This is a genomic window from Candidatus Pantoea soli (assembly GCF_007833795.1).
Lineage (GTDB): Bacteria > Pseudomonadota > Gammaproteobacteria > Enterobacterales > Enterobacteriaceae > Pantoea > Pantoea soli.
The window spans coordinates 601,697-623,669 of sequence record NZ_CP032702.1 but is presented as its reverse complement, the minus strand read 5'-3'; the positions used below and the strand labels follow the sequence as shown (position 1 = coordinate 623,669).

Genomic DNA, 21,973 nt, shown 5'->3' with positions numbered 1-21,973 from the left:
ATGTATATTCACCTTTAATTACTAATGACTTTCTGGCTAACCAAGTCAAAACTGCTAATAAATCTCTTTTATAACCTAACCAATCCATTATCGCCATCTATAAAAACATTAAACGATTCGCTTTTCGCGCAATAATTCAGAAACTCTTTACTTACTCTATCTTCTTTATTAAGAGCAATGCATCCGAATCCGATATCATCGTGTGGATAAATAGCCACATTTAAATCCAGATTAATATAAAAACAAACCTGACCAACAACGCCTGCATGACACATCATCAATTTTGAAAGATTTATGAAGTCATATCTTTTATTACTAAGGCTGAGGGACAAAGCTGGCAGACAAGAATCACCATAGAGATAATATTCAAACTCTTCAGTTATTGGCGAAAGTAATTTTTTATTTTTCATCTCCTCATATAAACCCTGATAATTATTTATCGTTTCTTTATCATCCTCTCTATCATCATTAAATGAAAGAGCTGTAATAACAATAACACCTTCATCTTCTTTACCAAAAAACCCTTCAAATAAAGAAACAGCCTCGTCAATCAGAGGGTATGAAAAGGAATCTTTTTTTTCAAAAAAACCAACCCAACCTTCAGACAATCTAAATCCCGAGAAATTGATTTCCTTCAGTGATAAGCTACTTATCGATTTTAATGATTTTTCCATCATTCATACCTATTGTTATTTTATGCCTGGGCTTAGGTTCCGATTTACCTATACATACTTTCCATTCGCCTTGTTTATCACTATGCGATGTATTGCTTTTACTCCAGATTTCATTTGTATGATGATTCTTATTATTCCCACTTTTTACTCCAAATAAATCTACAGGATGTGAAGACGGGCACGAGGCTCCAGGTGAATTGCAGCAAGCTTGAAAGTGAAAATCTTTAAAATAAAAAATCTGTTACCCATTACATTTAACTATATGTAAAGAACACTATCTACTCATATAAATCGTGTTGGATTTAAGGATATGGAGACTGGAAAGCCTCAACATTAAGATTTGACCTTATTTTTGATTTTATAAAATTACATGATAAAGGGCAAACAACGTACATATAAAAATCATAGCCAAAGTGTACTTCCAGATCATCAGAGAGAAGTTTGCACCATATTTTCTCTCTTAATACATTTCTTATTAATAACGGCAACTCGTTTATCGCTACTGCCTCAGGGAATTTAAGAAGCCCTGCCTCATCAAAGATTTCCAATTCGGATACAGTAAACTTCTCAACACTTAATAAAGAACATAATGAAATGACAAAGTTAATGTATTCATCCTCCACTAATATATAATCCTCCAGACTAACCTTGCTCCCCACATCAAAATAACTAGTCCATTCATTTTCCGACGAGGTCAGATTACCTTCAACATCATAACCATGATATTTTGTTATTCTTAATGAAGTATGCATAAATCATTAATCCTATTCAGATTCATATCAAATATTCCCGTTCTTGTCCTACAACTTACTGGATTTTTCACGCTATATACAGCTTTCCAAAAACCGCCATTATGCTGCTCAACGTCAGGTGTAATATATCTAAGTTTATTTGGTGCTTTTTTATTAACGAATACGGGCTGCCCATGGCATCTCTCATTGATTTTTGAATAACCAAGCTCAGATGTTTGTTCGGCGTGCCCACATTTTCTTGCCAGGCCCAACGGATCAATCCATGCCAACAGGTTCGGCGCATACTGATAAAGATTCAGCCCACCCGCCAGCCCTATCGGGTTAGGTTGCGCAATCTAATCGAAGTCCGGATCGTACTGTCAGTTTCGTATATAAATTACTAAAACCATCACGTCATAGCTCATACACTACCGCCACACCCTGATAAAGACAATTTATTTTCGCGAAGTTTATTTTACTATCTAATCAGCAGGTTAAATACAAAAATATTTTTTCAAAACACAGCACCACGCCGGTGACAAAAATCATCGCCAAATGGCTGAAAGAGGCCGGTTTTGATACCGGGCGAGGAGTCAATGGGAAGGTTTAATTTCGTAACTGACTTTTATTTTAATATTTTACTTAATTTCTTTTATCCATACATTAAAATTTTTACTAAATAAGGATCTTTATTCTCTGATAATATTTCTTGTAGATATCGGCAAGTGCCTTTATTTCCCATATCAATGACATATAAAGCAATCGAGTCAACGATATCATTTTCAAAAGAATTAATAGCCATACAATATATTTTTATTAGATCTCTCAAACCATCACTAACATCAACATCTAATTTATTTAAGGCTTCATTATATTGATTTCGGATATTCATAAAACCTCACATTAATTATATGGGGATCGTCCTGGAGACATTGGAATGTGAACATCAGCGTTATGATTCGGCTTCTTTCCTCGGTCAGAAACCCCATCAGTGGCAGTATGCCTGCCCGTCACCTCTCGCGGACGATAATTCCCATTAGAAACACTGGAAGCTGGAACTGTTTCAATATGAGCATGAGGTACGCACCATCACCAACTTGAAGAAGTTGTTTATGGCTGAGAGGCATTCTAAGTCAGGCACCGCCGCAGATAAAGCGGCAAAGACAGAACGGCAGTACCTTGTGGGATACCGGCCGCAGCGCGGCGATACCAGCTCTCCGACGCTGAACCTGTCCGGTAGATGGCTGCGAGAGGCGGGGTACAGGGTTAGTCAGAAGGTAACGGTGACGGTTAAACAGTGCTGCCTGACCCTGACAACTGGCAGCTAAAGAGAAAAGCCGGAAGGATCGTTAAGATCGCTTCCGGCTTTTTTTAATTATATATACCTTTACTTTCAGCTTTTTCTATAAATATATCTTGCAGACTTCCTTGTATTTCATCATCTTTATAGGTCACAATAAAATCACCATCAATATTATCAGGGTAATTGGAACCATCCAGAGTACTTAATATGACCGAAGCACTATCGGCGATCGCGAGATCTATAAATTTAAATATACATTCCTTTTCTGCCTGACTTAGATTAGCCAGAGCATTTCTTGCTTTACCATAGGTATCAGTATCATTATTTACTGGTTTGCTGAGAGACTGCCTATAACGCTCTGAGTTATCTTCAAACAACTCTTTGAAGATAGCATTAACTACTTGTTCGTCAAGATTCATACATGCCTCTTTATCTTAATTCAGGATACATAGACTTGTTCAATTTGATAAGTTCCTGAAGTTTACTATTTGGTATCTCAGGATACACCCTTCTTAACTTCCTTATATCCCTCGCTACGACATCTCTGGCATTTGCAAATGGTAATCCAGTCTTGGGATTTATTTTACTTCTGGATACAATGCCTAATCCTTCTTTAGATACGGTGTGGCCCACTCGAGAAACTAATATGGCTGGAGCTGTCGCAGAATTATATCCTTCAACCAGATCTTTCATAATATTCTTCTGACCAATATGATGAGAGTCCAGTCCAGGATTTTTACCTTTAACAGCATTTTTATTACTTTGATGAGAACTTACATCCCATTTTTCAGGATCACATTTTCTCAACCCCAGTGGGTCGATCCAGTTCAGCGGGTTCGGCGCATAATGATAAAGATTCAGCCCACCCGCCAACCCTATCGGGTCCTGACTGATGAACCGTCCCGCATCCGGATCATAGTAGCGGAAACGGTTATAGTGCATACCCGTTTCTGCATCGTAGTACTGGCCCTGATAGCACAGCGGCTGGTACACCAACTCAGCATGGCGTGTCTGCATGCTCCACCCTCACCTGGAGCAGTGACTGCGGGAAATGGACCAGGTCCGGCAGCAGGCCCTGGTTTTGCTGGCTAAGACCAGCCGCTAAAATAAAGCCGGAAGGGTAGCGCGGATCGCTTCTGGCTTTATTTCACATCTCCCATCTCGCGTTCGATATAATCATCACTCAATATAGATAATTGTTACCCAACCTATATAAATGCTATTATTTTAAATAAGCTGATATTGAATCTATATCTACGAAACCAGATTCCAGATTTATTTCAAAATCATCTTTTTTTGCACTTAATGATATCAATTCGTTTTTTCTGGAAACCACCAGATTCATAGAGTAATTCGTATAAACCCAGCCAGACATATTTATTGACTTCACCCCTAAAAAGGAAAGAACAATCTGAACAGTGTTAAATTTTTGGACTTCCCATTTTTTTGGTGGCTTTGTTGGATATTCATTTAAGTTTAGTTTAATAGATACCGTCGGGCCATCCCTTTTAAAAATAACGCTATGAACATCAACATTATTTAATGAAGGGGTACAATCCCCATATATTGACCTGCCCCCAGGATTAGATACAACCTTCAGTTAGTAATGTCGGTTGGTTTTTCTTCATATTTCCCGTCTCGCCAGCCTGCTGCAAATTCAGCTGGCGTCTGGTAATCCAGAGATGAATGTGGTCGACACTCGTTATAATCCTGCCGCCAGTCATTAATGATTTCCCGGGCATGAAGAATATCGCTGAACCAGTGTTCATTCAGACATTCATCCCGGAAGCGGCCATTGAAGCTCTCAATAAATCCGTTCTGCGTTGGCTTGCCTGGCTGGATTAAGCGCAACTCAACACCATGTTCAAAGGCCCATTGATCCAGCGCACGGCAGGTAAACTCCGGACCCTGATCAGTTCTTATCGTTGCAGGATAGCCACGAAACAGCGCAATGCTGTCCAGAATGCGTGTCACCTGAACGCCTGTAATCCCGAATGCCGTGGTGATCGTCAGACACTCCTTCGTGAAATCATCCACGCAGGTCAGACACTTAACCCGGCGGCCGCTGGCAAGAGCATCCATGACAAAATCCATTGACCATGTCAGGTTCGGCGCATCCGGACGAAGAAGCGGAAGCCGCTCAGTCGCCAGCCCCTTGCGGCGTCGCCTGCGCTTTACACCCAGGCCGTTGAGATGATAGATGCGGTATACCCGCTTGTGGTTGACGTGAAGGCCTTCCCGGCGCAGTAACTGCCAGATGCGCCGGTAGCCAAAGCGGCGGCGTTCAAGTGCCAGCTCTGTAATGCGTAGGGACAGCAACGCGTCAGCAGCCGGACGCTGAGCCGAATAACGGCAGGTCGACAGGGGCAAGCCTGCCAGCCTGCAGGCACGACGTTGCGACAGACCTGCGGCCTCACACATGACTTCCACGGCTTCCCGCTTCTGGTCTGTCGTCAGAACTTTCGGCCCAGAGCCACCTGAAGCGCCTCCTTATCCAGCATGGCTTCAGCGAGCAGCTTCTTGAGGCGGGCATTCTCCTCTTCAAGCGACTTGAGCCGCTTCACTTCGGGGACTTCCATGCCGCCAAACTTCTTGCGCCAGGTGTAGAAGGTGGCGTCTGAAATAGCATGCTTGCGGCAGAGTTCCCGGGCCGAAACCCCGGCTTCTGCCTCGCGGAGAATACTGATGATCTGTTCGTCGGAAAATCGCTTCTTCATGGGGACGTCCTCATGTGACTTATGAAGACATTACTAACATCACGGTGTATTAATCAACGGGGAGCAGGTCAATATGGCTTTTATGGGCTGTGAGTTGACAAGAAACTCTATCCAGTTAGTCATGATTTTTCCTAAAAAGGGTAATGTTCGAGGGTACCTGAAACTTTGCCATTACGAGTATCGTTGATAGGTCGAATATTAATATGTGGCCCTGGTTACCAGGAGTTCCTTCGGGACCATAGGTATGTCCAGGCCAGTGATCCTGAATAACCACATCATCTTTCCCATATCTGTTAAATGTATATTCTCTTGTTTTTATAGGCTGATAATCTTTACCAAGTATATTATGACCATCTCTATCCGTTAAGTTTACCTTTTCAACTTTTGTTGGCGCTTGACTCATAGGAATCCCAGCATCCCTTTTCGCTGCTCTGAAAGCTGCATTTCGCGAGGGATATTTTCCATCTTTTTGTTCTGGTTTACACTTACTCAACCCTAATGGATCAATCCATCCAATGGGGTTCGGCGCATACTGATAAAGATTCAGCCCACCCGCCAGCCCTATCGGATCCTGACTGATGAATCGTCCCGCATCCGGATCATAGTAGCGGAAACGGTTATAGTGCAAACCCGTTTCTGCATCGTAGTACTGGCCCTGATAGCGCAGCGGCTGGTGTACCGGCTCAGCATGGCGCGTCTGCGCATGCTCTACCCGTACCGTGTTGCCCCATGCCCGATACTCTGCCCGCCACGCTACACTACCATCCGCACCGGTCAGCTCACGCGGCATGCCTGCAACGTCATTGTGATACCAGTGAACCTGAGCTTCATGCTCCGTCTCGCCCTGCTGCAGACTTATCGGCTTCAGCAGTGTAAAGCTGTCATCCTCATAAACCCAGATACGCTAGCGCGAGCCTCCCACCTCACTTAGCAGGCGATTGATTTCCCTGATGAAGCGCGTGATACCTAAGCATCGCATATATAATTACGACCTAATAACACCAGAAAATTTACATAACACATTTTTTGTTATAGCTTAGTTTTATTAAGCTCGTGCTTGGCTATGATATAAAACACACTTAAAATTAACAAAGCAACTATCAGCAACTATTTTAGTTTATGATAAACTTCAACCTCATATTCATCATCACTTATATTAATTATCCCATCTGGCGATTCGAACACTAATGATAAATCATACGTTCCACTTAACTTAAATATGCTTTGTAGAAAAGACTGCAAATCATTAACTCTGACAAATACACCGCACAAGCCTTCAAAGATCAGACAACAAGAAAGGCATTTATCTAATTTCATAACGCGAAGCACAGAAGCAATCACTTTACTTTCTTCTACAGGCTGTTGAAAATAAAGACCTTTATTTTTTATGTCGATAGCCCTGGCTATTTCTAATTCTTTTTTATGCCATGAAAAATCATTTTCCTCTAACAATGAAACTGTGAAGGATTCGATACCCTTTAGATTCTCAGCAAAACTACTTGCTCTACGCAATAGTATTTTTTCTTCAAGTTTATTTATCATAGTAAATATGGTGATCGTTAGTATGCGCCGGGTCAAAGGCAAAATACTCATCACGCGCTCGTGTTAATACATCCGCAAATTAGCGCTATCCAATGGCTTACCGAAAGACGGTAGAGAAACGTTGCTGGCTCTGTTTTTAGAGACCCGGCGTAAGGGAAATACATAGCCAGTATCTATATTCATAGCCTGTTTCCAATCTTAATTTAATTAGCCAGCCAAGTTTCACAATGAACTTTTAAAGACGGCTGTCTGCTGATGATACCCGAAGATCGAAGCGTGGCCAGTTTGCACGAGGAAGTGGCCCGCTTTGTCCAGCAGAAGCGGGACGCCAGACAAACCCGGCAGCAGATTAAAACGTTGCAGGCCTAGGTCAGCAGCTGACGGTAAAAAGCCGGAAGGATCAGATCGCTTTCGGCTTTTTAAACTTTACTCTCCATCGTATTCAATCGTAGCTTCAAGAGCGCTTCTTAACCAGTCCCAGAAGCTGTCAATTTCCTGGACATTTTCATAACCTTCTTTGGCGAAGTCATGAATAATGATAACCTTGCCTGGCTTATTCACTTCCCAACAAGCAACATCATCGTTATCCTCTCTTCTTGCAAAAGGTATTAATTCACGTGATGGATAACGGCTTTTTATTCCATTAAAGCGAATTCTCAGCCTCTCGCCCTGAAGAATGAGCCACGGATCAAAATCCAGTAAGCCTTGTGATACTATTCTTTTGAATTCATCAGGATAATAAAATCCCGCTGGTAGTTCTTTTTCAATTAGAAGCTGTTCCATATTAGTCCAATGACCCTATTATATTTGACCCGTTAGGATAACCATTTTTATATTTAGAAGCTTGTTTACCAATTCGTAATTGTATTGCATCTTCCCAGGAAGAAGGCGTTCCTTTTTTAGTAGTAAAACGTTCAATAAATTCATTTGGCAAAGATGATGAACCATCATGAATTCTTGCTTTGACATTTATCCCTGCTCTGGATGCTGCCAGTACTCTGGTATTATCAATAGTTGTTAATTTTCCATCGCTCATTCTAACAACATCAATCGGGTCTCCAGCCCACCCATTCTTTCTCATACTATGAGTTAAATCAGCAGCACCATTTACAGAACTTTGACTAAAACGAATCGTTTTGGGATCTAACTCAACAGCTTCGGGTTTACATTTCGCCCGATTCAACCCCAGCGGATCCACCCAACTCAGCGGATTCGGCGCATACTGATAAAGGTTAACACCACCAGCAAGTCCTATCGGGTCCTGGCTCACAAACCTGCCCGCATCCGGATCATAATAGCGAAAACGGTTATAGTGCAAACCTGTTTCCGCATCGAAATACTGACCCTGATAGCGCAGTGGCTGATAAATCGGCTCTGCATTCTCTACTGCGACCTGCTCTGTGCGCAGTGTATTACCCCAGGCACGATAGACGGTACGCCAGACCACACTGCCATCAGTTCCGGTCAGCTCCCGTGGCAGACCAGACACGTCATTATGATACCAGTGAACCTGAGCTTCATGCTCCGTCTCGCCCTCCTGCAGACTGATCTGCGCCATGGGAGCAAAGCTGTTATCTTCGTAAATCCAGAGGTGCTGTCGGGACCCTCTCACCTCACTCAGCAGGCGATTGCCCTCCCAGATAAAGCGCGTGATACCAAAAGCATCACGTTTCCAGCTTCGGCGGCCAAATGCATCATAGCCGTAGGTGGTCCGCTGCTCGAAGCCGTTTCGGGTGCTCACCGATTCGGTCAGCTGATGTTCAGCGTTCCAGATAAACTGCTGATCTGTATGTCGGCCACTCTGCTTACGCGTCACATTGCCGAAACAGTCATAGGTCCAGCGTTTATCTTCATAAACCCTGAGTCGGTTATCCTGCAGGGGCTGCGCCTGGGCCTCGCTCAGCAGATTGTGTGCCGGGTCAAAGGCAAAATACTCATCACGCGCCCGCGTCATACGTCCCAGCGCGTCATATTCGTAACGATAATCGCCCGTGTATTTATCTGTCATCTGCGTCAGCTGTCCATCGCGCCGCCAGACATACTCGCGTGCCACCGCTGACTGAGCGCCACGGCCCGCACGCTGGCTTATCAGCCGTCCCATCTCGTCGTGCAGATATTCACTGGTGATTGCGCCCTGGGTGCGTCGCACTTCCCGATGCAGGACGTCACGTTCGCTTTCGCTGATGACCCGGTTACCAAAGTTAACCTGGACCCGATGCCCGCTGCCGTAATAAAACTGCTTCAGTTCCCGGCCACCCGGCAAGGTGGTATGCGTCCGGTTACCCAGCTCATCATAGCTGTGGTGCAGTTCGTAACGGTGCCCACGAACCAGCGTCCGCTCAGCAAGTAACTGACCTGCATCGTCCCATTCCAGCTCAGAGCGACCGCCGTGATTTACCCCTGCAGTCAGGCGTCCCAGCGCATCATAACGATAGCGGGTACGTTGCCATACTGCATCGCCTCCGCGCGACACCATTTTTTCCAGTAATCGCCCGGCCGCGTCACGCTGATAGCGTGACTGGATTACCGGCCCGCTGCCATCGCCTTCTTCAAAGCGAGCCAGCAACCAGCCACTGTCATCATATTCATAACGCGTTTTACACCCATCAAACCCGCGCTCTTCTATCAGGTTATCCCGGGCATCGTAGCAAAATGTATATCGCGCACCGTTCTCATTAGTCAGTGCGTTCAGGCGACGGGCCAGATCGTATTCGTAGCCAATGCTGTGGCCGAGTGCATCAGTTCGCGATAACGGCACGCCATCCGCTGCCAGTGTCCAGCGTGTAATCTGCCCCTGAGGATCCTGCCAGGCAACCAGCCGTTTCCAGCGATCAAACTCAAAACTCTCTGATCCACCATCGGCATACACTATCCGCTGAGGCAGGCCATTCCATCGGTTACCAAACTGCGTCAGGCTGCCTGCTGCATCAGTCTGCTGCTTCATCCAGCCATATTTATCATAATCGAAGGTGGTGGTTCGGCCGGAGCAGTCGGTATGACTGATAAGGAAGTTGGCCTGGTTCCAGCATAACGTTTGTACGCCCGCTGCAGCATCACGCACCCTGACCAGATTGCCGCGATCGTCATGGTTATATTCTGTAATGCGACCTATCTCATCCGAGAAGCGGATTAAGTTTCCTGCTGTGTCGTAACTAAATTCCCGGGTGCCACCCAGCATGTTGGTTATACGAACCGGCATATTCCAGCGTTCGTGATAGTCAAAACGTGTAGTCTGACCGTCTGGCTCAATGATGGCTGTACAGTTGCCACGTTCATCATAGCGGTAACGCGTTACCCGGCCGCACTGATCGGTGAGTTCTGTCATCTGACCGCGAACATTCCGTCTGATACGAATATAGCCTTCCATCGCATCCTGATAGCCGATCAGTTCCTGGTTATCGTCAAAGTCGTAACGCGTTACGCGTCCCAGGGCATCCGTGACCGTTGTGGACTGATGGCCATACTCAAAACGCCATTCCCCGCCGAGGTTGTCACGATGTGCCAAAACCTTTCCTTCAGGAGCATAGGTGTCGTAATGATAAAAACACTCCATCTCGCCCGCGCGCCGATGCGCCACCATAATATGGTTACGGTAGCGGAATTCACGCAACACCTCGTTGAGCTCGTTACGCACAGCAATAAGATCACCCTGCGTCGAATAATCGTAGCGGCACAGAATTTCAGCATTCAGAGGGTCAGACGGATAACAGACGCTGACGCTGGTGATACGGATTAAGGGGATACCCGTATCCGATGAAAATGTTGAAAAGGTGATATTAAATCGACGGCCAGCGCTATCCTCAATCTGTACAGGCAGATTCCGGGTATCGTAACGCAGTGTCAGGCGGTTGCCGTGACGGTCGCTGATGGCTGATAACAGCCAGCGGTCAGATTCAGCTTTATGCGTAAAGTGCCAGTGCTGGCTTTCATCCGCGTCTGAAATGCAGAATTCCTCTGCCTGCGGTTGTGAGAGAGAGAGCTGCTCATGGCGATGAAGTTGTGGCCTGCGTCCTGCCTCAGGATAAGGAAACTCTATTTCGCGCCCCTGCTCATCGATCAGTATCAGCAGATGATTTTTCCTGCGTACTTCCTGTGAGATGGGCAGAGACCAGCCCTGCCCCAGCCAGCCATTACCCGTTTCGTCAGAAAAATAGTAGCGTTGCCAGTTAAGGGGGACCGAGGCCGGGAAAGAGAAATCATTGTCTTCAGGGCCGAACAGCAGCTTGATACCCAGCACAGGGTTAACCGGACTACCAACCGCCATATCCACCTGCGGCAGAGGACTTGCCGGAATTTTACACGGTTCAGTCTTTTTCTGAGCATGGCCTTTATCGCTGCCCCCTTTTTCACTGCCCGCTTTCTTGGCGCTGATAACTTCATCAGCCTCTTTTTTAGCGGCTTTAGCTTCGGCTTTAGCGGCGGTCGTTTCAGCTCTGGCTGCTGCTTTTTCTGCCAGTTCAGCACCTTCTTTTGCAATACCCTTGCCCGCTTTCGCGGCTTCGACTGCTTTACCTGCCTTTGCGGCCAGTTTCCCCGCTTTAAACGCAGCGCCCCCGCCGGGTACAAAGTTAGCTGCCGCCGAAGCAGCTGAAAGTGCTGCGTTACCATAATCGCCTTCTGCGGTGTAAATTGCCGCGTTAGCGCCGTCGGCAACGGCGCCAACAACCGGTACGGCACCTAAAACATCCAGGCCGGTATGCACCCAGTCGCCATAACTGCTCCACCAGCTTTTCTTTTTCGGCGGGTTGGCACTGCCCGCCGCCACATGGCCTTGTGGCGCAGGCGCATATTGTAATTTACCAATCGTATTTCCGGTTGCCATTGGAGCTCCGTGCGAACATTTACAGGATAAAGAATAAAGTTATTGATAAAACGAATTTACCCGGGAATAAGAAATAACATCAGGCGGCGCGATAACAGAAAAAATCAGCCCGGCCTGCATTTGCTCATTTTGGGGATGGGATGAGAAATAGAGTGCAGTAACCAGAGTTTGCCACAAAGGCTACCCGATGCAGAATCAAGGAACTTATCCCGAATAATGACAAGAACTCTGTTTTTATGGTCTGAACATAGCGGTACAGGACAGGCTGGCACGCAAATCGTTTGAGGATTTGCGTACAACTAATCCATACCACTCAGCCTGGTCTGAATCCTATCGGCTTCCTTGTGCCAGCGCTTTTATCTCTTTCAGCTTATCAATAGCTTTCACGTTTTCTTTATTAGTATTGTTGATGGATCTATCCAATAATTGATTAAATGTCAATTTGTTAACATTAGTCACATTTGCATCGGCACCATGATTAAGAAGGTATTCAACCTGATCATATTGCTCACCATATATACCTTCAAAAATTGCTGTTTGTCCAAGACCATCTCTGGCATTGACGTCAGTACCAATTTCTACAAGATATTTTAAAATTGGAAAAGCCCGCTCATTGGTTGCATAAAATATTATCGGCGTGCTTTTAAATCTCGCATTTTTATCCATTCCTCCTTTAATCAATGCCTTGATAAAAACTGGGTCTGCATATCCCGCTGTATTAGTTGCCACAGATCCCATATCGGCAACGTATTGAAGAGGATCGGCGCCATGCTTCACTAAAGCACTCATTACATTGAGTCTGTTAATGTCCTTTTTTTGAGCTTCACTGAGGGCATAATACAAAATCGTCAAACCCTTCTCGCCAGGCTTATTAAGATCAGTCTGTGTTGATAATTTCTCTACCTCATTAACATCACCATCTTCAATTGCCTGCGCCAGTTGTAACTGACTTCCTGAGAAGTATTCTTCCGGATGGATTTTCTTCATATCATTACAAGCCTGTAAAGTTAAAAATGATAATAAAAAAGGTAAATAGATCATCTTTTTTAGAATATTCAAAATTTTTCTCCGGTAATAGTTGCTATATCCTGGTCCTTTTCTAATTCCAGACAATGTATCACCTGCTCCATGCCGTGCAACGTGACAGGATTGCCCTCACCGCCGGATAAATCATGTCTTATACCTACAGAGTCAGGTGCTTTTCCTGCAATATATGCCTTTAACATAGCCAGCCCAGGCCCATACTTCAGTCCAAACTCCAGCAACCTTCCAGGATTAATCTCCTGAACATCAGTCAATATTTCTCCTTTCACTCGGAATGCATCGATATTCTTTGCACCTCCAGAATTCGATGAACCGGAATATCGTGATAAGGTATTCTGGTTTAACCCCGCAGCATTAAATGTCCACCCTTTAACATTGCCCGCTTCTGCTGCAGAAGACGCTAATCCACCACCGAGGGAGTGACCGACCACATCAACATTATCAACTGTAGGTAAATTCTTGCCTATTATAACTGCTTGTTTATAATATCCCGTTTCTTTGTCAACTCCCTGATTGAAATTTGCCGTCCAGTCTTCAATCTCCGTTTTTCTTGTGCCGCGAAAAACAACAGATGTTTTCATATCATCACCAAATACAGCCGGATCCGGCGCATAAACTCTGGCTCTGAACCCAGGAGCTCCGTCAGCAATAAGATTTTCAGGTTTCAGATTTATCTTCTTCAATGCCTCTGCATCATTACTTATGTCAGTCCATCCTTCAGGCATACCGGGGGTTGGTTCCGATGGTTCCCCTCCATCATAGATTACTGAGGCTAAACGGGCTTTTTCAACGGCAGTGTTATCCAGTTCAAGTCGATTTGCTGCAGCCTGTACATCCTTGTCGCCACTGCTCTTTCCTAATTCAATTAAATGTTTACGATATTTCCATCGTTGACTTTTGGTCATACCGAGCATGCCAGGCAAGAAACTGCCATTCATGAAAAACATATCCTGAACTCTGATGATTCTGGAACCGCCTATATTGGTATCAGGACTGTGTTCAATCGGCCAGCAATTCCCCTCTACCGTTCCGCTGGTAACACCCTTGTTCGTTCCTGCTGCATCTCCTATCGTTTTGGGCACAAAACTTTGATTGAATATAAAGGCAGGGTGGCCATTGAATTTGACAGAATTAATTGTAGATGCAGATGAGTCAAGCGTAGTCTGTACGGGATAGGGAACCGGAGATTGCGATCCCGGCGTAAAACAAAGGTCAGGTGCCATGCCAACTACTTTGTATGCACCATCTTTACGGGCAGCGTAATTTTCAGCCATTCGTTTTCACCTGCTGTAATTTCGCCAACAGACTTGGTGGTAACGGCACAAACTGTGGTTCAGCAGAATGACTATTAAGGCGTGCAGCAAGGTCCAGCTGTTGCTGGCGTTGTTCCGCTTTGATGAAACGCAGTTCGGTCATGACCGGCTCCATAAGTTCTGAAATTACAGTACGATAGCTACAATGTACTTTTCGCTCATTCAGGTCGATAACAAGCGTATCAAGGACCATATCTTTTGCCACTCCAGCCCCTTTCTCCGTGGTAATAAATACAAAAAGTGACTCCACGGGAACCTGCAAATGAATTTGCTGATTCTCAATCTCACGGGATGAAATAAAATAACGCAGCGTTACAGGTACACTTTTGAGTGGTTCCGGCAAGGGAAATTGCATTAAGGGATGCGCGCCATTCCAGTAAGCAAAGTTAAAATCCTGTGGCAGCAAAGGATGACGGTCTTTTCGCCATTTTTCATCGTAGCGTCCTGCCAGTTCAATCCTTCCTTGCCAGCCCCGGCCAAAAAAGCCAAAACCCGCAGGTGATGACTGTTGATCAATTTTTTGTATTGGCTGTGTTGGCCACTCGATCTGTGGGGCTGTCAGGCGCTGGACTTTCAGGTTTTTCAGTACTTCGGGAGGATACCATCCCATCCCAACACTGTTTGCCGGAGAGGCAATAATTTTTTCACCTTCTGAAGAGTAGAATCCCCCCGCGGCGTATTCGTAGCAAAGATCCAGCGATGTTATCGGTTGAGATTCACTAAGCTGCCAGGTCGCAATCATCTTTCGCCATTCACGCGGTCCATTAATTTTAATGAGACGGGTAAAATCCCCCACCTGAACGCCAGCGGTAAAACTTTTTACCGGCTTATCTTCAGGTGCCCAGGCCGTCGCATTAATGGCCACATCCATACGTGGTTTATAGGGAACCAGGTCGCTTTCAAATCGGACACTACTCCGGCCCTGCTCAGCGAAATAGCTGTCCTGCTCAACCAGCTCACCCTGATCCTCACAGAAAACCAGTTCACCACTTTTAATATCCAGATCATAGCTAAGACGGGCAACGACTGTTGAAAAGCCATGGTCGTGTTGATCTAAGGAATCAAAGAGTAATGCCGGAAAGGCAGTTAAATTGACAAAATTTTCCATAATCAGTTGATGTCTATCTGTGTTCCGTCGATATCAATCACCTTCTCACCGACCAGCTTAATTTTGTTTGCGCTGATGGTAATGGTGCCGTTCTGTTCGAGCACGATCATCGATTCGCCACAAACCAGGGTGATCTTGTCTTCCGCACTAAACTCCGCAGAGGTTCCTGCTGAAAGGCTTATATCCCGCCCGGTATTGAGTGAATATTTCATACCAACGTTATGCATTTGCATCGCACCCACGTTAGTCATCCAGCCAGCCCCTACGTTGAGTACATAAGCAGCCCCAATATTGGTATTCTGAGCCAGTCCGACATTAAGCATGGAAGCCAGTGCGATTGTTTCAGCTTTGGCCTGATCGACCTTAAGCGTCTGATTGCCATTAACCGTAACGGACTGGTTTTGTCCGATTCGCACATTTTCGTTCTGATCGACCGTTTCAGTACGATTACTGTGTACGGTGATGGTTTCATTTCCATCCACCGTCTCAGTACGGTTCTGATGAACAGTAATGGTTTCATTCTGATCGACCGTTTCAGTGCGGTTTTTCTTCACCTCGGTCGTTTCGTTGCCGCCGATGGTCTTGGTTCGGTTGCTGCCAACACTGTGGGTTTCATCATTTTCCACCTCAGTGTCCATATTCTTTTCAGCATGCAGCCACACCTGCTCCTCGCCCGCCTTGTCCTCAAACCGCAGCGCGTTCGCCGTCTCCGCCGTGCCGTCCTTCGAACGGCTCAAAAACCCCATCTGCGTCGCCGCCGCCGGCAGCGCCCACGGCGGCATGCTCGCCTCGTTGTACACGCGACCGATGATCAGCGGACGGTCCGGGTCGCCGTTGATGAAGTCCACCACCACCTCGTCGTTCACCCGCGGGATCTGCACCCCGCCGAACCCCTGGCCCGCCCAGGCGCTCGACACGCGCACCCAGCAGGAGCTGGTGTCGTCACCCTTGGCCAGACGGTCCCAGTGAAACTTCACCTTCACCCGCCCGTAGCGGTCGGTCCAGATGGACTCCCCCTTCGGCCCCACCACCTTCGCCGTCTGCGGCCCGTGCGTCTTCGGCCACGGCGTCTCCGGCGGCGTGCGCCAGGTCACCGACGACGGCAGCACCGTGAAGTCAATGTTGTGCCGGCTCTCCCCGCCGTCGCCGCTGGCGTAGCTGTTTTCGGCAAAATCATAGGTGGCCGAGGTCACCAGATATTCGCCGTTGTCGCTGAAGTGCGGCGCGTTGAGGATGGAGAAGGTGAAGCCCGGCGCGATGCCCGTTGCCGTGCCCGACCCGCTGACGCGGTGGTGCTCCGCCTGCCACACCTCCTGACGGATGCGCGCGTAGGACTCGCCGTGGCTGTGCTCGACAAAATGGCCCGGCCAGTCGTACACGTCCACCGCGCCCGGCACCGGCGACGCCGGGTTCTGCCGCGCCTGCAGCATCCACGCGTTCGGCTTGCGGAAGTCGTAGTCGTCGGTGCTGTAGATGCCCGGCGTCACGCTCTCCGCCAGCGACCACTGGCTGATGCCCTCCTCCGCCACCACGCCGCCCGACGCCGTCACGTGGTACGGTATCGTCTCATACCCCGGAAACGCCTGGTGCTGGTCCGGCCCGTCGCACAGCACCATCACGTGACGCTCCGCCTCGTGCCGGAAGAAGTAGTACATCCCCTCCAGCTCCATCAGCCGGCTGATAAAGTCCAGGCTGCTCTCCTGATACTGCACGCAGTACTCCCACACCCGATAGCTGCCCGCCAGCCGCGACTCCACGTTCACCCCGTACTCCTTCAGCAGCGTCTGCACTATCTGCGGCACCGTCTGGCTCTGGAAGATGCGCAGGTTGCGGTCCCGCTTCATCGGCCACAGGTCCGGCTCCACCGTCAGCTCATAGCACGCGTAGCGCGTGCCGTTCAGCTCCTCGCTGCGCACCGCCACCCGGGTGATTTTGCCGTTGAGGTAGCGCGGGCTCAGCGCGCTCATCAGGCCGTCGGTCGGCAGCGTGAACGTCACCGGCTGGCCCAGCAGGGCGTGGCGGTCGATGCGCGCGTCGGTGGAGAGCAGCCCGGCCTCCAGCTCAAACGGCTGCGACAGCGCCTCGCGGCCCGTGAGGCGGCGGAACAGCAGGCCGTCCGCCGGCAGCTGTGCGGTAATGCGTGAGAACATAAGCAGATTCCGTAACTTATTTAAGTGATTGGGTCATGGTGGAGTTAAAAGCCAGGCTGTGAAATGCAACCTATGAGCGTTACACAAAAAATTGACGTGCGGTCTTGAGGTGCTTTTCTTCTTTCATATTCGGGATCTGTATGATGATCCGGGCATTAACCGCGACCAGGCAATGTTCCGCTGGCTTGAGGCTTTTTGGCAGCATCACTCAGTAGTGCAGCATTTCTTCTCTGACCGAAGAATAAAGACATATTCAGAAGCGCTGTTCGATCTCTTCTTTAGAGAAACCCAGCGCAAGGGGAAAAGCATAGCCTGTACCGATATTCATAGGTGTCTCACTTGTTAAGTTAACTCGCCAGCCAGATACCGTAATAAATAACTATAGATCCAAGAGAATGACCTTTGAGAAAATTAACAGCCTAAGCCATGACTGATCACCTGCCTTAATAAATAACATTAAACATTATCAACCTTAACAACACGAAATAAAACCTCGTCAACTAGATTAAATTGAAGTCTTTTTTGCTTATCTCCTTATCTTTAAAAATAGCGTAATTCATTCTTATTTCACTCGAAATTTTCTTGAGACTTTCAGTTTCATTAGAGTTAATGAGATCAGTTACAACAAAATACCTCTCAACATCAATTTTATAATCCCCCTCACTGAAAATTACCTTCATAACATAATAAGAATCATCACATTTATATAGGGTATAATCCCATGAGTTTACTGCTACTATCATTTTCACAATGCTAAATCACACAATTAATTTTTTGCCTATAACATTAACCCGCTCAACCTCTCTATCTATGTAAGAGTTGTGGTTTTTTCTTATATCATCAGACAGGGAACTTATTTCTTTGAACTTTTTATTCTTAATTAAACTATCGATACCCATCAAAAAACCCTTACTTACATCAAGATGAAAATTTTCATAAAATCAGAGGTCAATACTTTCAATATAAAGCCATCATTAGCTTCGATAATTGCATAGTCACCTTTTTGCTCATAAATCAAAACATCCTTTATCATAAATATCTTCAGTATTAAAATCATAAAGTTCGTAATGAATGCCTTTTTTCGTACCTTTAGTAGACACTACTGCCTCCCAATCACCATTTAGTAGTTTTCCACTCGGAAGCCATATAGGGTCAGTGCCCCAGGCACAGCACTCGTTGCCATCAGGAATTTTTAACTATTTTACCCTCAGGTTTAAAAATCACTCCTGACCAAGTCACCACTTTACGACTGATAAAGAAAATATTTACGTAACGCTGGAAGAAGCACGTAGCGATATTTTTGATCATGTCGATTTTTTTATAACAGTAAGCGTCAACATGATTTGAGCGGGAAGATACTACTGACAGAATATTAAAAACGATATTACCAATGACTCGAAAGCATCTTGATTATCCATGGCGATTCAATGGTTATTAGCATAGCCACGACTGTTCCCACCGCTTAAAGCATCTCAAGCAATGACTAACGAGGCTAAACGTCTAAGCATTAGGACCAAATCACATTATTGGATAATTAATTGAACTGGAGATTGCTCTTAGCTTTAGCAAAGGGACACTCTGAATTAAACCGCAATTGTGCGTCTCCTGATTCAAAATAAATGGTCACTCCACCCAACACACTAATATTTATTTAATTATAGTATACTCCCCTCTAACCTTTAAGGTATCTTTTTTCCTTTTCTCATATTCGGGATCGACCTGATGAGGAAGAATAACTTTAAGCCCTGCACCAATTTGTGAGGCAATATAATTTGCATTTGAAAGATGCTTCGCAAGTTCTGGATCTGTTGTATCAAATTCTTTTGACGCCAGACCACTTAAAGTCATACTGTGTATGGGCTTTTATCTCTCTCTTGGCCAGTTAAAGTTTTTTAATATAAATAAGTTATTCCAAAGCAATTTGAAACAGTATGAAGCCTGGTTTTTCCGCAGCTCTTTTATTAGTTGCCTCGATAGCATCATTAATATAATCCAGAGCGGTATATTCATTTTTTTACATTTTCACCTTAACGCGCCTTTTCATTCGAGAGCAACTGTATTGTTCCACCTTCTGTTTGGTATGGTTTGTTCTTAACTAACCATATACCAAGTGAAGGCAGTGACACACTCCCGAAAATTTAGGCCTATTGCTAAATTCCATTTTAGATTAATCCGTTTCGTCTGGTGACAGTGCGAAAAGTTTTTCTGCAAAATCGATAATTTTATCTTTATAAACTATTTTATCGCGCCATTCTTCCGGAATGCCTGAGAAACCATATAATGCACCAGCGAGCTGGCCTGCAGTAGCTGCTACGCTGTCTGCGTCGTCAGCAAGATTTGCAGCCAGCAAAATGGCATCCTTAAAGTTATCAGTATTCCATACAGCCCACAGGGCCGCTTCTAAAGTGTCAATAACATAGCCTGTTGACCTAATCTGATCGCGAGATTTCGATTTGTACTCGCCAGCGTTGATTATTAATATGCGGACTAATGCTGACATTTTGTGCGGTGAAAAAGCCTCTTCCTTACTATATCCATTGAGCAGATAATGCAGAACAACATTTAAAAACTGACATCCATTAATAGATTCAGGAGCTGAGTGTGTCGCCATGCTTTGAATACTCGCATCTCTCCATCCATCAATAAATGATTTCCTTCTAAAAATAGCTACTGGAGCATGACGTATCAGAGCTGCGTTACCCGCTGAATCTGGAGATGTGTTACCAACCCAATCTGGACCATGAGATATTACCTGTTCCAATGCAAAGCGAGTTGCATTTCCTATATCAAAACACGTTCCATTTGAACTATTGTGACCATTTTTATACCAATCAATCAGCTTTTCTCTGAAGAAGTCGGTATCACAAAACCCTCTATTGATGTATGTTTCAGCCAGGCATAGTGCCATTGAAGTATCGTCAGTCCATTCTCCAGCACTAAGATTGAAAGGTCCTCCCCCAAGCATGTCATCAATTTTATATTTGTCTCGAGGCTGAAATTCGAGAGTTGTTCCTACCGCGTCGCCTACAGCAAGTCCTAAAAGCAACCCTTTTGCTTTATCCAATGAATCATGATCAGAGTTTTTCTGTTTTAATGTCTGCATCCACTCAGGTTTACTCTGTACCTCATCTGGCATGGGCTGCGGCTCATAAGACATTCTATTTTTCATTTGTCGTGAAGCTTCTGGAACCAAATAAGCATATTTTCTGGCATAAATCTTAAGTTCAAAATCTGACAACCTGAGATCAATCATTATAACTCCTCATAATTCAAGAAAACCTGCCCATCTACATCTATACGATTTACGACTTTAAACTTAGTGCCAGGTGGATATAAAACCTCAGCTTCATTAGGATATTGTGAAAGAAAGTTTATGTCTTTTCCAGAGGTTCCTTTGATGTTGATGTTGATATTCCCAGCAAACGGCTCTTTAGCAGATGTACTCATGAAAGCCGGGTCAGAGACAACATTCCCAATTTGGTTTTGATTTAACACAGATGCAGGCAATTCAGCTATACCTCTGGAGGTTTCTCCAGCATATGTTGGAAGTTTTAGAAGGCCTGCGGTGGCATGGTTAGCAAATGCCTCTAAGTTTGGAGTTAATTCAGTTACGCCACGTAAAGCTGGGTTTATTACCGAATAGCCTTCATTGGTAGTATAACCATAGAGAGCACCAATTTGGTCATCTGATAATTTTTTCAACAATTTAGGGGCATTTTTGAGAGCGTTTGCTTTACCTTGAGCAATCCAAGCATCAGCAGTATCTTTACCTACAGCTTCTGCTAAGGTCATTCCAGGCTCTGTAAAATTCTCAACGGTAATTTTTGAATTCACAGCCCGCCAGCCATCAAACTTCATCCCGCCTTTGCCGCCAGCAGCGCCGCCAATGAAGCTTCCTGCCAGCATAGACCATTTTTGCCCATCCGATCCTTCACCGAAGAGCCTGCCGCCAATGCAGCTGCCGCCATAGCCACCGCCGATCCCGCCCGCTAATCCAAGTAATGCTATGGCTGGCGAAGCTAAAACTGCAACGGCAGCCGTTCCAACTCCCATCATGATCCAGTTAACCCAGCCAGGAATTTCCGGATTAATGTCATCGGTCTGGTACTTCCCTCCGCCGATAAAAACGTTGGCAGATCCGCTGGCTATCCCGGCGCTACAGGTTAGACGGTCACCGATGCGTGCGGCTGGGTAATTATTGATAAAGACCTTGTCTGAACCTTCTGCGACCAATTGCAGCGAACCACTGTGTTCATCACAGGTCCCTTTGGATAAATGGGCACGTATCGCTGCTCTGCTGTTGATAAAAACGTCAGGAGAGCCAGACATGAGCTTACCGGTGTTGTGTCGTGGCGCCCAGGACATGCTACCCAGTACTTCGCCTATCCCACCTGCTGCACAAGCTCCCGCCGCCGCAGCGGATACCGCGATCAACGCCGCACCGCCAGTAACAACCACTGCCGCAGCTCCAAGTATCGCTCCGCCGATAAGACCGGCTATCATCCATCCTTCAGAAGCTGTATGCGCTATGTCGTCCAGCTCTCTGGCCGCATTGAATTCCGCCATAAT

At 46.0% G+C, this 21,973-nt stretch carries 18 protein-coding genes and 4 pseudogenes; 1 reads left to right on the top strand and 21 read right to left on the bottom strand.

The genetic code is table 11. The annotated features are described in order from the left end of the window. Positions 1-68 precede the first annotated feature (68 nt). From D8B20_RS02840 to D8B20_RS02825, 5 genes and pseudogenes are all read right to left on the bottom strand, one after another. Positions 69-677 (bottom strand): DUF3885 domain-containing protein, encoded by a 609-nt coding sequence (locus D8B20_RS02840; protein WP_261388056.1) that lies wholly within the window; start codon positions 675-677, stop codon positions 69-71. Positions 678-976: 299 nt separating this feature from the next. Further along, entirely contained in the window at positions 977-1,426 is a 450-nt protein-coding gene (locus D8B20_RS02835; protein WP_145886927.1) for a hypothetical protein, read from the bottom strand. After that, complete coding sequence (locus tag D8B20_RS22010) at positions 1,411-1,677, bottom strand: toxin C-terminal domain-containing protein (protein ID WP_370664126.1); 267 nt, start codon at positions 1,675-1,677, stop codon at positions 1,411-1,413. Before D8B20_RS22010 ends, D8B20_RS02835 begins: the two co-directional genes overlap by 16 nt. Next, a pseudogene (locus D8B20_RS22005) lies at positions 1,663-1,749 on the bottom strand (RHS repeat-associated core domain-containing protein); the annotation flags it as partial. The pseudogene D8B20_RS22005 and the gene D8B20_RS22010, both read right to left, overlap by 15 nt. A gap of 308 nt (positions 1,750-2,057) precedes the next feature. Beyond that, entirely contained in the window at positions 2,058-2,297 is a 240-nt protein-coding gene (locus D8B20_RS02825) for a hypothetical protein (RefSeq protein ID WP_261388055.1), read from the bottom strand. 220 nt (positions 2,298-2,517) lie between these two features. On the opposite strand from D8B20_RS02825, the gene D8B20_RS02820 reads away from it, so the two are divergent. Then, positions 2,518-2,733 carry a SymE family type I addiction module toxin gene (locus D8B20_RS02820; RefSeq protein WP_145886925.1) on the top strand — a complete coding sequence of 72 codons (216 nt, stop codon included), beginning with the start codon at positions 2,518-2,520 and terminating at the stop codon, positions 2,731-2,733. Between the two features lie 43 nt (positions 2,734-2,776). Here D8B20_RS02820 and D8B20_RS02815 read toward each other — a convergent pair whose 3' ends face one another. From D8B20_RS02815 to D8B20_RS02740, 16 genes and pseudogenes are all read right to left on the bottom strand, one after another. Continuing rightward, on the bottom strand, positions 2,777-3,127 hold the full coding sequence (locus D8B20_RS02815; protein ID WP_145886923.1) for a hypothetical protein: 351 nt from the start codon (positions 3,125-3,127) through the stop codon (positions 2,777-2,779). A gap of 10 nt (positions 3,128-3,137) precedes the next feature. Next, positions 3,138-3,701: pseudogene (locus D8B20_RS02810) on the bottom strand (RHS repeat-associated core domain-containing protein); the annotation flags it as partial. Between the two features lie 229 nt (positions 3,702-3,930). After that, positions 3,931-4,224, bottom strand: coding sequence for an Imm50 family immunity protein (locus tag D8B20_RS22000; protein WP_370664125.1), 294 nt, complete (start codon positions 4,222-4,224; stop codon positions 3,931-3,933). An 80-nt stretch (positions 4,225-4,304) separates the two neighbouring features. Further along, positions 4,305-5,425 (bottom strand): IS3 family transposase gene (locus D8B20_RS02800; RefSeq protein WP_145886803.1). Its coding sequence is split into 2 segments (ribosomal slippage): positions 4,305-5,167 and positions 5,167-5,425, totalling 1,122 coding nucleotides; the frame shifts between segments, so codons are not numbered across the junction. Between the two features lie 115 nt (positions 5,426-5,540). Continuing rightward, positions 5,541-5,711: pseudogene (locus D8B20_RS21995) on the bottom strand (hypothetical protein); the annotation flags it as partial. A 195-nt stretch (positions 5,712-5,906) separates the two neighbouring features. Further along, positions 5,907-6,392: pseudogene (locus tag D8B20_RS02790) on the bottom strand (RHS repeat-associated core domain-containing protein); the annotation flags it as partial. Between the two features lie 140 nt (positions 6,393-6,532). After that, entirely contained in the window at positions 6,533-7,018 is a 486-nt protein-coding gene (locus tag D8B20_RS02785) for a hypothetical protein (RefSeq protein ID WP_261388054.1), read from the bottom strand. Between the two features lie 375 nt (positions 7,019-7,393). Next, on the bottom strand, positions 7,394-7,750 hold the full coding sequence (locus D8B20_RS02780) for a hypothetical protein (protein WP_145886919.1): 357 nt from the start codon (positions 7,748-7,750) through the stop codon (positions 7,394-7,396). Position 7,751: 1 nt separating this feature from the next. Continuing rightward, complete coding sequence (locus D8B20_RS02775; protein ID WP_145886917.1) at positions 7,752-11,789, bottom strand: RHS repeat-associated core domain-containing protein; 4,038 nt, start codon at positions 11,787-11,789, stop codon at positions 7,752-7,754. A gap of 330 nt (positions 11,790-12,119) precedes the next feature. Then, positions 12,120-12,848: an ankyrin repeat domain-containing protein gene (locus D8B20_RS02770; RefSeq protein ID WP_261388052.1), complete on the bottom strand. Its 729-nt coding sequence runs from the start codon at positions 12,846-12,848 to the stop codon at positions 12,120-12,122. Further along, positions 12,845-14,107, bottom strand: coding sequence for a Tle-like phospholipase domain-containing protein (locus D8B20_RS02765; protein WP_145886915.1), 1,263 nt, complete (start codon positions 14,105-14,107; stop codon positions 12,845-12,847). Before D8B20_RS02765 ends, D8B20_RS02770 begins: the two co-directional genes overlap by 4 nt. After that, positions 14,100-15,254 carry a DUF2169 family type VI secretion system accessory protein gene (locus D8B20_RS02760; RefSeq protein WP_145886913.1) on the bottom strand — a complete coding sequence of 385 codons (1,155 nt, stop codon included), beginning with the start codon at positions 15,252-15,254 and terminating at the stop codon, positions 14,100-14,102. Before D8B20_RS02760 ends, D8B20_RS02765 begins: the two co-directional genes overlap by 8 nt. A gap of 2 nt (positions 15,255-15,256) precedes the next feature. Continuing rightward, the gene (locus tag D8B20_RS02755; RefSeq protein ID WP_145886910.1) at positions 15,257-17,404 is read right to left on the bottom strand and encodes a type VI secretion system Vgr family protein; all 2,148 of its coding nucleotides are present in this window, start codon (positions 17,402-17,404) and stop codon (positions 15,257-15,259) included. A 1,647-nt stretch (positions 17,405-19,051) separates the two neighbouring features. Next, complete coding sequence (locus D8B20_RS21765) at positions 19,052-19,252, bottom strand: immunity protein Tsi6 family protein (RefSeq protein ID WP_261388051.1); 201 nt, start codon at positions 19,250-19,252, stop codon at positions 19,052-19,054. A gap of 319 nt (positions 19,253-19,571) precedes the next feature. After that, positions 19,572-20,657: an ADP-ribosylarginine hydrolase Tri1 gene (tri1, locus tag D8B20_RS02745; RefSeq protein ID WP_145886908.1), complete on the bottom strand. Its 1,086-nt coding sequence runs from the start codon at positions 20,655-20,657 to the stop codon at positions 19,572-19,574. Next, positions 20,657-21,970 carry a PAAR domain-containing protein gene (locus tag D8B20_RS02740; protein ID WP_145886906.1) on the bottom strand — a complete coding sequence of 438 codons (1,314 nt, stop codon included), beginning with the start codon at positions 21,968-21,970 and terminating at the stop codon, positions 20,657-20,659. Before D8B20_RS02740 ends, tri1 begins: the two co-directional genes overlap by 1 nt. Positions 21,971-21,973: the final 3 nt, after the last annotated feature.